Source organism: Mucilaginibacter aquariorum (genome assembly GCF_024498135.1).
Lineage (GTDB): Bacteria > Bacteroidota > Bacteroidia > Sphingobacteriales > Sphingobacteriaceae > Mucilaginibacter > Mucilaginibacter aquariorum.
This window is the reverse complement of record NZ_JANHOH010000016.1, coordinates 46,695-59,352: the sequence shown is the minus strand read 5'-3', so window position 1 is coordinate 59,352 and position 12,658 is coordinate 46,695. Positions and strand designations below refer to the sequence as shown.

Genomic DNA, 12,658 nt, shown 5'->3' with positions numbered 1-12,658 from the left:
CAATCGCCGGCCACACTTATCTTTGAAAATGAAAACACCACAAAGTGTTTATAAACAAAAATCCCAGCTACTCTCGTAACTGGGACTATCGTAAAATCTGTCAACTTATTTCAGGACGATTCACTTTTCCAGTTTACCGGCTGCGGGTTCGTCTAAGAACCATTGCAGATCGTTGCCTTTTATGAGTTGGGCAGGGTACTCCTGGATGTTTTTGTTGTCTTCCAGGATATGCTTCACTGCTTCTGCTTTGCCGGCGCCGTATACTAAAAATGCTATGTGATGCGCATTATTAATCAACGGGGCGGTAAAGGTAATGCGGTTCATTTTTACCTCGTCGATATACAGGGCCTGGATAGACGCGCTTTCGTCTGTTAACACAGATGTATGCGGGAACAGCGATGCGGTATGCGAGTTATCGCCAAGGCCTAATATCACCAGATCAAAACAAGCGTTGTGCCCATCGAAAAAGTTTATAAGATTAAGTGTATACGCTTTAGCGGCTTCCTCGGCACCCAAATTGGTTTGCACCGCAAAAACATGCGATGGGTCAATCTCTAACGGGTCAAACAAAGTCTGTTTGGCCATCAGGTAATTACTTTGCGAATCGGTTAGCGGCACATCGCGTTCATCGCCAAAGAAAAAGTAAACCTTATCCCAGTCAATGGTATCACGATACTCGCTTGCCAGCAGCTCATGCAATTTCTTGGGCGAGCTGCCACCGCTCAGGGCTACAGTAAAGCGGTCGTTAGCCGCAATGTATTTTTTAGCTAAATCGGCAAAGTATTTGGCCAGTGAGGCCAATACTTCGGTATCCGTTTTATATATGTTCAGTTTTACACCCATCTTACTTTTTATTATTTACCGGTATAGTGAACCAGTTAAATCCGTCGCGGGCAATCAGAGCCTCGGCAGCTTCCGGCCCCCATGAGTCGGCAGAATAATTAGGAAAATTAAGGCTCTTTTTATTTTGCCATGTGCTTAGTATCGGCATTACCAGCTCCCATGCAGCTTCAACCTGGTCGCCACGCATAAACAGCGTTTGATCGCCCAGCATGGTATCCAGTATCAGCGTTTCATAAGCTTCCGGTGCCTGGTTGGTATAAGTGCCTTTATAATCAAACACCATATCAACAGCGTTTAACACCATATCAATACCCGGGCGTTTGGCCTGCACCTGTAAACGGATGCTCATTTCGGGCTGTATGCTGATGATCAACCTATTTTGCTGCCAGCTTTCAGCTGCTTCGGTAGGGAATATCAAATGCGGTACATCTTTAAACTGGATAGTAATAACAGATGACGACTGGTGCATGCGCTTACCTGTACGCAGGTAAAACGGAACACCCTGCCAGCGCCAGTTATCAATAAAGAATTTGATGGCGGCAAATGTTTCGGTATTTGATTGCGGGTTAACTTTTTGCTCGTCGCGGTATCCCGGAACTTCTTTGCCTTTCATCCATCCGCTGCCGTACTGGCCCCTAACGGCCGAATTTCGTACATCTTCCGGAGTGAACTTGCGCATCGCCTTTAATACATCAACTTTGCGGTCGCGTACTTCATCGGCATTAAAGCTTACAGGCGGCTCCATGGCTACGTGGCAAAGCAATTGCAGCAGGTGGTTCTGGATCATATCGCGCATAGCGCCCGAGCCATCGTAGTAATCGCCACGGTCTTCAACGCCCAGTTGCTCGGTAACCGAGATTTGTACGTGCTCTATATAATTACGGTTCCACAGCGGCTCCATAATAGAGTTGGCAAAGCGGAAAGCCATAATGTTCTGAACGGTTTCTTTACCCAGGTAATGGTCGATGCGGTAGATCTGGCACTCATCAAAGATGCCTTTTAATAGTTCATTTAGCTCTTTCGCTGTTTCCAGATCATGGCCAAAAGGTTTTTCGATGATGATCCTTACCTTTTGTTTATCCTCGGCCAGTTTGGCTTTTGATATGTTAGATGCAATTATAGGGAAGAAATTTGGTGCTACCGCCAGGTAAAACAATACGTTGGCTGTAGTTTTCCATTCCTCGTTGTGCTTATCTATGCGTTTACCAAATTCTTTATAGGTTTCAAAATCGTTCGCATCTGATACCTGGTAATGGATATTCGCTGAAAACTCGGCCCATTTTTTATCCTCAGTTTTGCCACTGCGCGAAAACTGGTCAATATCGTTGTGTAAATTATCCCTAAACTGCTCATCGGTAAGCTTGGTACGCCCCGTGCCAATGATGGAGAACTGCTTAGGCATCCAACCATCTAAAAAAAGGTTATAAAGTGCCGGTGCAATTTTGCGGGAATTTAGATCGCCGGTACCGCCAAATATGATAAATATGGTTGGTTCTGATGTTGTGCTGTTACTACTCATGATAATATTTTTTTGAAGCAAGAATTCAAGAGGCAGGAAGCAAGATTATTGTTCCCGGTGTCTCCTGATTCTTGCATCTTAATTTCTTGTCTCTCTTTAATTAAGCCTCGTTAGCTGGTGCCCATTGTGTATGGAACGTTCCTTCTTTGCCAATCAATTCGTAGGTGTGCGCGCCAAAGTAGTCGCGTTGTGCCTGTGTTAAGTTTGATGGCATACGTTCGCTGCGGAAAGCATCAAAATACTCTAACGACGCTGCGTAAGCCGGTGCCGCGATACCCGCATTAACTGCCGATGAAACTATTTTACGGATACCCGGCAATGTGCCTTTAACCAAAGCAGCAACATCGCTGTCTAACAGTAAATGCTCCAGGCCTTTATCTTTACCGTAAGCGCCGTAAATATTCTCCAGGAATTTGGAACGGATGATACATCCACCTCTCCAAATCTTAGCGATCTCGTCAAGTTTCAGTTCATATTTATATTCTTCTGAAGCTTTAGACAGCATGTGCATGCCTTGTGCATAGCTAATGATCATGGTGAAGTAGAACGCCTGCTCTAAAGCGGTTAATAGCTCATCTATGTTGCCTTCAATAGTTTGGTTATCATTCGTGCTATATATAGCGGCAGCTTTTGTACGCAGGGCTTTGTATTTAGAAAGATCGCGCATGGCAACCGCGGTATCTACCGTAGGGATAGGTGCCTGCAGGTCCATTGCGCTTTGCGATGTCCATTTACCTGTACCTTTTGCGCGTGCTTCGTCTTTAATATCATCTAAAAGCAGGTGGTCTGTTCCCGGTGCTTTATATACAAAAATGTCTTTAGTAATATCCAGCAGGAATGATTGCAGGCGGCCGTTGTTCCAATCAGTAAATACTTTACCAATGGTGGCGTTATCCAGCTTTAAGCCTTTCTTCATTATCTCATAGGTTTCTGCCAATAATTGCATTATACCATACTCGATACCGTTATGCACCATTTTTACAAAGTGACCAGATGCGCCAGGACCAATATAGGTTACGCAAGGCGCGCCATCTACCTTAGCGGCAATGGCTTCAAATATCGGCTTCATTACGTTGTAGGCATCTTTATCGCCACCCGGCATCATGCTTGGGCCGCGGCGGGCACCCTCTTCACCACCAGATACACCCATACCGAAGAAATGCAGGCCTTTTGCCTCCAGCTCGTCAACACGGCGGTTGGTATCTGTAAAGTGCGAGTTACCGCCATCAATTAAAATATCGCCTTTTTCCAACAAAGGGGTAAGTTCCTCAATAACAGCGTCAACAATTTTACCCGCGGGCACCAGCATCATAATAGCACGTGGCGTGGTAAGGCTTTGTATAAATTCCTTTACATCGCCAAAGCCTTTAACGGCTAATTGGCCGCCTTCTTCATTTAACGATGCTACTTTGGCGGCATCCTTATCATGCCCGGCTACTGCGTAGCCATGGTCGGCCATGTTTAATAGTAGGCTGCGGCCCATAACGCCTAAACCTATCATGCCGAAAGCATATTTATCTGTTGTATTGCTCATGTTAATTGAGATTTTCTTTCTTAAGGTCGTTTAAAATTTTTTTGGTGGTCTCAAAGTCGGTATGCAGGAACGAGCGGATACCCAGCTTTTCGGCTGTGCGTACAAACATTATCCTGTCATCAAAATACACGCACTGGCTTGGCTTAGCCTGGGCAATACCCATAGCCAGCTGCCATATACCCGGGTCAGGCTTGCGCATTTTTACTTCGCACGATGATATAAAGGCATCAAAGCACTCATGCAGTTTAAATTTCTGCACCCGGTAATCGTTCAGCTCTTTCCCCTCGTTATTAACGGATATGATGCGGAAACCGCAGTTCTTTTTCCATTCCTTTAACCATTTAAGCATGTCCGGCAGTTCAACCGACTGCGCGTAGATGAACTCTTTAAAATCCTCGCGGACAAAATCGCGCGGGTGATTAAAAATTACGGTATCCAGGTATTCGTCAAGGGTGATGCTGCCAATTTCGTATACGTTAAATATAAAATTGTGCAGGGCGTTAACCTCGTCGTAATCCAGGCCAAACTTTTTGGCCGCTTCATGGCGAGACTCGTGGCCCCATCCGTTGGTAAGCAAGATGCCACCAACGTCAAAGAAAAGGATCTTCAGATCTGAGTTTTTCATCAGGCTGGGATTAGGCTTTAACTTTTTGATCTTCGATAGCTTTCAGCAATTTTTCGAAAGGTTTGTTAAATTTATCAATACCCTCGTCTTCCAGTTGCTGAGTTATTTTGTCAAGGTCGATACCTAATTCTTTAAGCTTGGCTAAAGTAGCTGTTGCTTCTTCTAAACCTGTTTCTAAAGTGTTTGCTGCAATACCATGATCGCGGAAAGCATCAATAGTTTCTAATGGAACGGTATCAACAGTATCAGGGCCAATAAGGGCCTCAACGTATTTGGTGTCTTTAAATGCAGGGTTTTTACTACCTGTACTTGCCCATAATAAACGTTGTGGTTTAGCGCCTTTAGCAGCTAAGGCTTTCCAACGGTCAGTACTGAATACTCTTTTATAAATTTCGTAAGCTTTTTTAGCTGACGCGATAGCAACCTGACCTACAAGATCTTTTTGGCCTTTTTCTTCTAAAAGCGGGTCAACAATAACATCAATACGGCTTAAAAAGAAACTGGCTACTGATGATATGTGTTCGATGTTATGGCCTGCAGCTAAATGGTCTTCTAAACCAGCGATGTATGCTTCGGTAACTTCTTCGTAACGGTCTAAACTAAAAAGTAAGGTAACGTTGATGTTGATGCCTTTGGCGATAGATGAGCGGATGGCTTGCAAACCCGGTTTAGTACCCGGAATTTTGATCATCACGTTTTCGCGGTCAACTTGTTTCCAAAGAAGCTCTGCCTGTTTGGTGGTTCCTTCGGTATCTAAAGCTAAAAACGGAGATACTTCAAGGCTTACGTAGCCATCGGCACCTTTAACCTCTTCGTTGTATACGCCGCTAAACAGATCGGCAGCTGCCTGGATGTCTTTTATAGCTAAACCAAAGAAAAGCTCCTCGGTGGTTTTAGCAGTTTCGCCAAGTGTTTTTATATCTGCATCATAATCAGAACTGCTGGTTATGGCTTTTTCAAATATCGCGGGGTTTGAGGTTACGCCTCTTACGCCATCCTCGTCAATCAGTTTTTTTAATTTACCTGATGCGATGATCTCGCGGTCAATAAAGTCAAGCCAGATGCTCTGGCCGAATTCATGTATTTGTTTTACGTTATTTGCCATGATAAAAATGTATGTATTGTGGTTTTAAATTCTTGTTAATTTTTAATTTTTTGTTGCACAAATGTCCTGTTAAATGTGCGGGATAGTGTAATACTAATATCCTAATTATGTTAGGTTTAAGTCACAAATTATTAGTCGTTTTCTGCTGTTAAAATTTGCAGATCGTACCCAATAAAAAGGCCGCTTTCTATCACCCCTGTTATGGTTTTTATATCCCTTTCCAGGGTATCTTTCACTTCATCAAAACGGCAGTCTAATATCAGGTTGTTGTTCTCTGTAATTATGGGCCCGTCCTTGCCTTTGGCGGGCCTCAAAACTATGTTGTTTGCACCAAGTTTTTTTAATTCTGCCTCTACATGCAGCAATGCCTGCGGAAAAACTTCAATCGGAATTGGGAAGTTAGTTCCCAGTTTATCTACCCGTTTCGAGCTATCGACAATAATATAATTAAGCGGGCTGCTGCTAATCAATAGTTTCTCTTTAAACATGGCACCACCACGGCCTTTTATTAAACCGTTGTTGGGGTCAACCTCATCCGCACCGTCAAACAACCAATTGGGCGTGTGTTCAAACAAGGTAGTTAAGGGTATGCCCAGTTTGGTGCAAAACATGGTTATCTCTAACGATGTGGGGATAGCCAGTATATTTAGTTTTTCGGCTTTTATCCTTTCGGATATAGCCAGTAACGCCATATAAACCGTAGAACCTGAACCAACGCCAAGTACATCGCCATCTTTTACCTTTTGGGCAATTTGCTGCGCTACTTTTTGCTTGCCTGCCGGGTTAATGATCTGCGATGACCACTCAAGATTACTTATCAAACTGCTGCTAGCGTTCATTGTTTAGCCTTTGATTTTTTACCTTGTTTTGCATTCCATTCCTTTCGATCTTTCAGCAGTTTTGCCAATACCGTTAATAGGCTGCCACCTCCTTGTTTAGCGGGATACAAAAAATTAATAAACTTCCACTGATTGTTAACGTTAGCTACCTGCGCTATCAAAATCGTCTCCGACTTTAATATCTCCTTTTTTGGTTCACCAGCCGTTCCACTATGTATGTCTATTAAAAATTTATCTCCCACTTGTTTAACATCCCCTGCCTGATAATCAAACCCGGTATCCTGGGCACTCAGAAACGGATCGGCATCCAACCCTAAAATCTCACCTGCGTTTTTGGGCTGTTCGCTATAATCCCTCATAATTGCGTCGCTCAGCGCTGTATCAAAATACGTGGGATATTTTTTTAGTGCAACCAAATCAGACTTAGGGGTGTCTTTATTATATAAAGCTACGTACCAACTATAAAATTTTTGAACAAAAGCCCTTGCACTTTCTTTATCCTTAATAGGAGATTGCGCCTTTATATTCGAAGATACAGCTATACTAAGTATCACTATACCAAGAATTATAAAATATCTTTTACTCATTTTATTATATGGTCACTCAATCAGGTTAAGAAACAAGAGCAAGGCTGTCTTGTCTCTTGATTCTTAATTCTTGTGTCTTTTTATAAAAGCGCTTTTGCTTTGTTAACTACGTTATCAACTGTAAAGCCGAAGAATTTGTACAGGTCTTCTGCCGGGGCCGATTCACCAAAAGTGGTCATGCCCAGCATATCGCCTTCATCGGTAGTGTATTTATGCCATCCCATTGGCGATGCCATTTCAACAGCTAAACGTTTGCGGCTTGCTTTAGGGAATACCTTTTCTTTGTAAGCGGCATCCTGTTTCTCAAACAATTCCCATGATGGCATACTTACCACACGGGTTGAGATACCTTCTGCTTCCAGTTTTTCTTGTGCCTGCATGATCAGGGCAACTTCCGAACCGGTAGCCATTAATATCAGGTCAATATTTTTGCTGGCTTCTGATAAGATGTAAGCGCCTTTTTCCAGATCCGCAGCTTTACCGTATTTATCCTGGTCAAGAATAGGTAATCCCTGGCGGGTGAACACTAATACAGTTGGGCCACCTTTTTTCTCGATAGCTACCTTCCATGCAAATGAAGTTTCGTTTGCATCTGCCGGGCGAATAACGGTTACGTTAGGTATGGCGCGCAGGGTTGCCAAATGCTCTATAGGCTGGTGGGTTGTTCCGTCTTCCCCTAAACCAATACTATCATGTGTATAAACAAATATCGGGCTTATCTTCATAATGGCCGCCAAACGGATCGGCGGGCGCATGTAATCAGCAAATTGCAGGAAGGTTGCGCCAAATGGTAATACGCCTTTGGTTAAGGCCATACCATTTAAAGCTGATCCCATGGCATGCTCGCGGATCCCGAAGTGAAAGTTGCGGCCGCCCCTGTTTTCTGACGTGAATGAATCGAAATCTTTTAAGTTGGTTTCTGTTGATGGCGCCAGATCTGCGGCACCACCAATTAAGTTTGGCAGGCTTGCAGCAACAGCGTTCAAAACTTTACCTGATGCCTGGCGGGTTGCCATTTTAGGGTCAGAGCCTTTAAACACAGGCAGTTTGTCTGCCCAGCCTTGCGGTAATTCGCCTTTAAATGCAGCTTCGTATTCGGCAGCAAGCTCAGGGAATTTCTCTTTGTATTTTGCAAAAAGTTCGTTCCATTTAGCTTCGGTTTTTTCGCCGCGTGCACCTTTTTCGTTGTAGTATTTTAATACCTCGGCAGGTACTTCGAACGATTCTTCCGGATCAAATCCAAAAAACTCTTTTACCAGTTTTATCTCGTCCGGGCCAAGCGGCGAACCGTGTGAACCTGCGGTACCAGATTTATTTGGACTACCATAAGCGATCAGCGAACGAACACGGATCAATGATGGTTTCTGCGTTTCAGATTTAGCGTTGATCAATGCCAGCTCTAAAGCATGGGTGTCATTAACATCGGGCAAATCCTGTACATGCCATCCGTAGGCACGGAAACGTGCGCTTACATCTTCGTTGAAAGCAATATCGGTGCTGCCTTCAATAGAGATGTGGTTATCATCGTAAAGGTAAATTAGGTTACCTAACTGTAAGTGGCCCGCTAATGAAGCTGCCTCAGAAGTTACACCTTCCATCATATCGCCATCACTTACTATAGAGTAAATGTTGTAGTTGAAAAGATCGAAACCCGGTTTGTTATAACGCGCGGCTAAATGTTTTTGGGCAATGGCAAAACCAATACCGTTTGCAAAACCCTGGCCTAAAGGGCCGGTGGTAACGTCAACGCCCGGTGCCAAACCATATTCTGGGTGGCCGGCAGTTTTGCTGTGTAATTGGCGAAACTGTTTAATGTCATCTAAAGAAAGATCATATCCGGTTAAATACAGGAAATTATATTGTAAGATACAAGCATGGCCGGCAGACAAGATAAACCTGTCGCGGTTTGCAAAATCAGGACTTTTTGGATTATAATTTAAAAACTTGGTCCAAAGTACGTGGCCCATTGGCGCTAAAGCCATTGCGGTGCCGGGGTGGCCCGAATTTGCCTTTTGTACTGCATCTGCCGAAAGTATCCTTACGGTATTTATTGCTAATTGCTCAAGTTCGTCGTTCTGTTTTTCCATTGTTTTTATAAAAAGAGATTATTATTTGGTTGGGGTTGCCATAGCGGTGTGTGTAACGGGATGTTTATCCTCCTGCCACAATTTTGCCCCGCCTTTAATGCCATCGGCATTGGTTACTATTTTCATGTTTTTGTCCAGCTTAAAGCTAAGCAGGTCAGAGTTTCCACCACCTATATATAAGTAGTCGTAATTGAATACTGTTTTCAATATTTTAAAAACTTTTTCCATCCGGCGGTTCCAGCGTTTCTCGCCTATTTCGTCAAGCGCTTTATCGCCAATATACTCATCATAATCGCGGCCTTTTGATACCGGGTGGTGCGATACCTCCAGGTGGGGAAGCAGGTGCCCGTCCATTAACAGGGCAGTGCCAAAGCCTGTACCCAGGGTAATTACCATTTCAAGCCCTTTGCCGCTTACCACGCCAAGGCCCTGCATATCGGCATCGTTCACTACCTGCGCATCTTTGCCTAAACTTGCCTGCAGCAATTTTCTGAAATCCACATCTTTCCAGAAATCGTTACCCAGGTTTGGCGCTGTTTTCACTATGCTGTTTCGTACATAACCCGGGAAGCCTACCGATATTTTATCGAAAGCAGGAAAACCTTTTACCAGGGTGTTGATAGCCTTGATCACATTATCCGGAGTGGCCGGATTTGGGGTAACTACTTTTTTGTAATCCATAGTAAGATCGCCCTTACTGTTCAGTATTGTAGCTTTTATGCTGGAGCCACCGATGTCAATTGAAAGGATTTTTAACTTGGAAGGTGTAGTTTTCATGTAACCGGTGATATATGTTAAATGCTTATTCAGGTATTCCGCCGTAAATATCACATTTTAAATAATAAATAGATATTATTTGGCTATAATATTAATTATTAACCAAATAAACAGTATCCGAATAACATATATGTAATGATGATGTTATTTTATGCTGCTGTTGGTTGGAAAATAACCTATTTGCTTTAGAAAAGGTTTTTTGAAGGCGGGAAACGGCAGCTTTATGACATTTAAGAAACGGAAATAGGGGATGTCCTGTCCTAAAGGAGACGGGAAGTATCCCGTCTCTACGAAAAGCCAATGTAGAGGCGCGATACTTCGCGTCTTAAATAATTATATGGTAAAAGTGTTTTTACCACCCTTTAAATTATAGCTCTTCCCCTTCCATAAAAACACACCATCCGTTTTTATAGGGAGATTAATGCTGATATTCCATTTAGCACCATTTTTAGTATAATTAACAGCAACTGTACCATTTGGGTGCGGTATCTCGCCCGACGCATTTTCCATTTTGCCCAAATGCGGTTCTATCTTTATTTTACTAAAGCCCGGCGCATAGCTGTCAATCCCCAGCACCGTACGGAAAAACTCAATATTCGGACTGGCGCCCCATGCATGGCAATCAGAGCGGTTATGTTCCAGATCAGATATTTCGGCCCAGGTGGTTAGGCCCATTTTAATATTGTTGCGCCACACATCCAGCCAGTTAATATAATGGTTGCCTAAACCACCTTTTACCATGGCCTGGTGCAGGTAATACTTAAAGTAAATGGTGCATTGAACCAGACTGGTATCGGCTTCCAGTTTTTTTGCAAGCGCCAGGGTATTCGCTCCCGTTGTCATCCCGCATAAAATAGCCAGCGAATTTGCATGCTGCGAGTAAGTATCTTTATCTTTTGTATCGGCATATACCCCTTTACCGGCAACCCAGTATTTGCTTTGAATGGTTTGTTTTAGCTGTGCTGCCTTAGCACGATATTGTTGTGCATAAACAGGCAGACCCAGTTTAGCCTCCATTTCGGCAGCTTGCTGGTAGGTTAAAAGCAGTTGCAGATCTAATATGGCCGAGTTGCCATTGCCATCTTTTGGCGGCTGACCAAAATCCCAGCCTTTTTGGTCGGTTGAGTTTTTATTTATCCAATCCACAAATTTCCAATAGGGCACATTTTTCAATGAACCATCCGCCTGCTGGTATTTGGCAAAGAACGACAGTACCTGCCGGGCACCCTCCAGTTTGCTTTTCACAAATCCGGCATCGTTACGGTACATCCAGTAATCGTGCAGCATGCTGATGTACCAAAGTGAGAAGGTAGAAATTATCTGCGGACTATAAGACGGATGCCTGCTTAGCGTGAGGCCTTCTGCAATGCGCGAGTGATCTATCAGGTTAATTGCGTTACGGGCAAGGCGGTCATCGCCGGCATTATAATAGGAAATCATGGCCTGGATGCGGCCGTCACCAACGTATTGTAGTTGCTCATAGTAGGGGCAATCAAAGTAGGTTTCTACCGCGCACAAGCGGGCGGTCCGCCAACCTATATCCATTATCTGCTGGTTTTCGGGATTGCCGGTTTCCAGTTTGGCGTTCATTTTAAACGGATAGCCTGTAAAGGTGCCATAGATATCATCAATGGTTAACGGCTGATCTTTTGTAGTGATGTTTACCAATATGTACCTGAACGTGCGGAAGGCAAGCGTGGTAAAACTTTGGTTGTTGGAGCCATCGGTAGTAATGCTATCCTTGCGGCCCACAAATTTGTAACCATCTATGTCGTTACGGTTTGGCTTAACTATTTGATAGGTATTGCCCACGTTCACCATCGGCGATTCGCAATAAGTAAGCGAGATGCCTGCTTTATCGCCACCGCTCATATTCATCGTAAAATATGCGTTAGTTAAAAATGATTGATCTAACAGCATAGATGCCGTAGTATTTGCCGGGATGGTAACCGCGGTTTTTGCAGCCGGGAAACCCGATGGGGCGTTAAATCCCTTTGCCTGGCGTAAAGATGCAAGCCGTTGTACTTTCAATTCCATTTGCGGTAATGATGACGGTACCAGCATCCACCCAAAAGCATTGGTTATACCTTTAGGGTTACCCTTGTCAATTTTTTGAGCGGGTAACCATTGGGTGTCGTTAAAGCTATTGGTTGTCCAGTCTTTTAAGGTTTCGCGCATATCCAGCATTTCGCCGGGGCCAGCCACGTAGTAAGTAGAGTAACCTACCCCTGTAAGTGGGTGGTACGCTTTATTGCGGATGCTTTTCCAGGTATCATTTGTGTTTAGTACTTCCTCTTTTTCGGTATCGCCCTGTAAAATGAAAGCGGTGCGTTCAGAGATCTGCGCTTCGGGGCGGTAATCTCCTTCGTTCCAAACAAGCGCTGCTACAGTGTTTTTACCGGCCTGCAGGTATGGGGCAATATCTATGGTTTCAAAATTCCAATAATAAGTATCGCCACGGGCAGGGCCTGTACTAACCAGTTTATCATTCACATATAGTTTGTAGCGGTTATCTGCCGATACATGGATCACAAATTTGGCGGGCTTTGTGGGCAGCTCAATGCTTTTGCGGAAATGGTAAATACCGTAATCTTTATTGGGCTCTTTAGGTACGCTTATCCAGGTAGCCTTCCATTGTTTGTTTAATATATCGGGGTTTATGGTTTGCGATAGCGCGGTTTTAGAAATAAAAAAGCATAGCAATAAGGCCGCAATGGTAAATATTGATCTCATTATGAATTA

At 43.8% G+C, this 12,658-nt stretch carries 10 protein-coding genes; all 10 read right to left on the bottom strand.

Going from position 1 to position 12,658, the window contains the following annotated elements; genetic code table 11:
- Nucleotides 1–120 precede the first annotated feature (120 nt).
- Nucleotides 121–843 (bottom strand): 6-phosphogluconolactonase, encoded by a 723-nt coding sequence (pgl, locus tag NPE20_RS26445; RefSeq protein WP_256541729.1) that lies wholly within the window; start codon nt 841–843, stop codon nt 121–123.
- Nucleotide 844: 1 nt separating this feature from the next.
- On the bottom strand, nt 845–2,362 hold the full coding sequence (gene zwf / locus NPE20_RS26440) for a glucose-6-phosphate dehydrogenase (protein ID WP_256541728.1): 1,518 nt from the start codon (nt 2,360–2,362) through the stop codon (nt 845–847).
- Nucleotides 2,363–2,462: 100 nt separating this feature from the next.
- Nucleotides 2,463–3,896: an NADP-dependent phosphogluconate dehydrogenase gene (gene gnd / locus NPE20_RS26435; RefSeq protein WP_256541727.1), complete on the bottom strand. Its 1,434-nt coding sequence runs from the start codon at nt 3,894–3,896 to the stop codon at nt 2,463–2,465.
- 1 nt (nt 3,897) lies between these two features.
- Nucleotides 3,898–4,521, bottom strand: coding sequence for an HAD family hydrolase (locus tag NPE20_RS26430; RefSeq protein ID WP_256541726.1), 624 nt, complete (start codon nt 4,519–4,521; stop codon nt 3,898–3,900).
- A 10-nt stretch (nt 4,522–4,531) separates the two neighbouring features.
- The gene (tal, locus tag NPE20_RS26425) at nt 4,532–5,626 is read right to left on the bottom strand and encodes a transaldolase (RefSeq protein WP_256541725.1); all 1,095 of its coding nucleotides are present in this window, start codon (nt 5,624–5,626) and stop codon (nt 4,532–4,534) included.
- A 131-nt stretch (nt 5,627–5,757) separates the two neighbouring features.
- Nucleotides 5,758–6,465: a ribose 5-phosphate isomerase A gene (gene rpiA / locus NPE20_RS26420; RefSeq protein WP_256541724.1), complete on the bottom strand. Its 708-nt coding sequence runs from the start codon at nt 6,463–6,465 to the stop codon at nt 5,758–5,760.
- Nucleotides 6,462–7,052, bottom strand: a complete 591-nt coding sequence (locus NPE20_RS26415; protein WP_256541723.1) for a YqhG/Tai3 family protein — start codon at nt 7,050–7,052, stop codon at nt 6,462–6,464. The genes rpiA and NPE20_RS26415 overlap by 4 nt, the downstream gene beginning before the upstream one ends.
- Before the next feature lie 80 nt (nt 7,053–7,132).
- On the bottom strand, nt 7,133–9,139 hold the full coding sequence (tkt, locus tag NPE20_RS26410) for a transketolase (RefSeq protein WP_256541722.1): 2,007 nt from the start codon (nt 9,137–9,139) through the stop codon (nt 7,133–7,135).
- Nucleotides 9,140–9,160: 21 nt separating this feature from the next.
- Nucleotides 9,161–9,916 (bottom strand): ROK family protein, encoded by a 756-nt coding sequence (locus NPE20_RS26405; RefSeq protein ID WP_256541721.1) that lies wholly within the window; start codon nt 9,914–9,916, stop codon nt 9,161–9,163.
- 333 nt (nt 9,917–10,249) lie between these two features.
- Nucleotides 10,250–12,649, bottom strand: a complete 2,400-nt coding sequence (locus NPE20_RS26400; protein ID WP_256541720.1) for an alpha-L-rhamnosidase-related protein — start codon at nt 12,647–12,649, stop codon at nt 10,250–10,252.
- Between the last annotated feature and the right edge of the window lie 9 nt (nt 12,650–12,658).

What these genes read in the sequence shown, in the direction of transcription:
- pgl (WP_256541729.1), bottom strand. Translation starts at nt 843, where the DNA reads ATGGGTGTAAAACTGAACATATATAAAACGGATACCGAAGTATTGGCC.
- zwf (WP_256541728.1), bottom strand. Translation starts at nt 2,362, where the DNA reads ATGAGTAGTAACAGCACAACATCAGAACCAACCATATTTATCATATTT.
- gnd (WP_256541727.1), bottom strand. Translation starts at nt 3,896, where the DNA reads ATGAGCAATACAACAGATAAATATGCTTTCGGCATGATAGGTTTAGGC.
- NPE20_RS26430 (WP_256541726.1), bottom strand. Translation starts at nt 4,521, where the DNA reads ATGAAAAACTCAGATCTGAAGATCCTTTTCTTTGACGTTGGTGGCATC.
- tal (WP_256541725.1), bottom strand. Translation starts at nt 5,626, where the DNA reads ATGGCAAATAACGTAAAACAAATACATGAATTCGGCCAGAGCATCTGG.
- rpiA (WP_256541724.1), bottom strand. Translation starts at nt 6,465, where the DNA reads ATGAACGCTAGCAGCAGTTTGATAAGTAATCTTGAGTGGTCATCGCAG.
- NPE20_RS26415 (WP_256541723.1), bottom strand. Translation starts at nt 7,052, where the DNA reads ATGAGTAAAAGATATTTTATAATTCTTGGTATAGTGATACTTAGTATA.
- tkt (WP_256541722.1), bottom strand. Translation starts at nt 9,139, where the DNA reads ATGGAAAAACAGAACGACGAACTTGAGCAATTAGCAATAAATACCGTA.
- NPE20_RS26405 (WP_256541721.1), bottom strand. Translation starts at nt 9,916, where the DNA reads ATGAAAACTACACCTTCCAAGTTAAAAATCCTTTCAATTGACATCGGT.
- NPE20_RS26400 (WP_256541720.1), bottom strand. Translation starts at nt 12,649, where the DNA reads ATGAGATCAATATTTACCATTGCGGCCTTATTGCTATGCTTTTTTATT.